Source organism: Dietzia maris (assembly GCF_014144855.1).
Lineage (GTDB): Bacteria > Actinomycetota > Actinomycetes > Mycobacteriales > Mycobacteriaceae > Dietzia > Dietzia kunjamensis.
Genome location: NZ_JAALDN010000477.1, coordinates 1 through 1,356 on the forward strand (window position 1 = coordinate 1; position 1,356 = coordinate 1,356).

General features: G+C 70.9%; 1 protein-coding gene. It reads left to right on the forward strand.

Annotated elements, in window-relative coordinates:
• Positions 1-525 precede the first annotated feature (525 nt).
• Complete coding sequence (locus G6024_RS14725) at positions 526-1,248, forward strand: methyltransferase domain-containing protein (protein ID WP_067720115.1); 723 nt, start codon at positions 526-528, stop codon at positions 1,246-1,248.
• Positions 1,249-1,356 lie beyond the last annotated feature (108 nt).

The following is a 1,356-nucleotide window of genomic DNA, read 5'->3' on the forward strand; positions in this document are numbered from 1 at the left end:
TGGGCGGCGGCCTCGGGTGCGCCGAGCGGGCCCGTGGCGGGGGCCAGGGCGACCGCGACGCCCAGCGCGAGTGCTCCGGCGACGGTGGACGGTCCGGATGATGTGCGCCGGCTGGACGGTGTTCTCACGAATGCTCCCGGGGTCGAGACCGCGCGGCAGAGGACCCACGCCGATGGGACAGAACCCTAACGCGTGTCGAGTCGCCGGTGTGGTCCACCTCACGGCCGTCCGGACCCTCGTGTGGCAGCCTCTTCTGAACACCGTGAACTTCCCGGTGGCCGGTGTCCGACCCCGCTGTTACGGTGAGAGCGTGCCCAAAGACGTGCTGATGTGCTGGCGAGGCGGACCGACGTGGTCCCGCATCGCCCACGCCGTCTTGGCGTAGTACCGACGATGCGAGGGCCCGCCGGGATCGGTCGGGCCGCATCCGCCATGCGAGGCGGTCTCCGACGGAACCCGGGTTAACGATTCAGACCCCACGGCCCGGAACAGGACCGGGCCAGCCGACTTCAGGAGAGTCCCCAGGTGACCGCAAGTCCCCACACCACCTTCCACGCGCTCGAGGACACCGACGTCCTCGTCAGTGCACGGTCGCTGGACGAGTACACCGATATGTTCGGCCTGGACGAGGCCGACCTGAAGGGGCGCATCGTTGACTGCCCCGGTGGCGCGGCCAGCGCGGTGGCCGAGATCTGTGCGGCGGGTGGCGACGCCGTCGCGGTGGACCCGCAGTACGCGCTCGGCGCGGACGACCTCCGCGGCCGGATCCTCGAGGACGTCGAGCGGTCCCTGGCGCAGAAGCACGCGCGTGAGTTCGACTATGACTGGGACGTCCGCGGCGGGGTCGTGGGGCACGAGGTCATCCGCCGCTCGGCGGCCGACCGGATGCTGGGCCACCTGGCCACCGCCCCCGAGCGGTATGTGGCCGGGGCTCTTCCCTCGCTCCCTCTCGCCGACGACTCGGCCGACCTGGTGCTGTGCTCGCACCTGCTGTTCACCTATGCCGACCGCATGGATCTGGCCGACCATGTCGACGCGATCGTGGAGATGGCCCGCGTGGCGCCGGAGGTGCGGATCTACCCGCTGGTCGACCACGCCGGGAACCCGCTGCCGGAACTGGTGCGCAGTGTGATCGCCAAGCTCAAGAAGGAGCGGCTGATCAGCCGCATCGAGCCGGTGATCCGGCCGTTCCAGCTGGCCGCCACCACGCGGTTGGTTGTCGAGCGGAACGGCCGCCAGCGCCCCTAGGGTTCACGGCTGGTCGGCGGGCGCCAACCGCAGGACCTCCTGCCCGGTGAAGGGTGAGACCTCGGCGGTGGCGACGAGCGGCTGTGGTCCGCCCACCTCGAGGGTCAG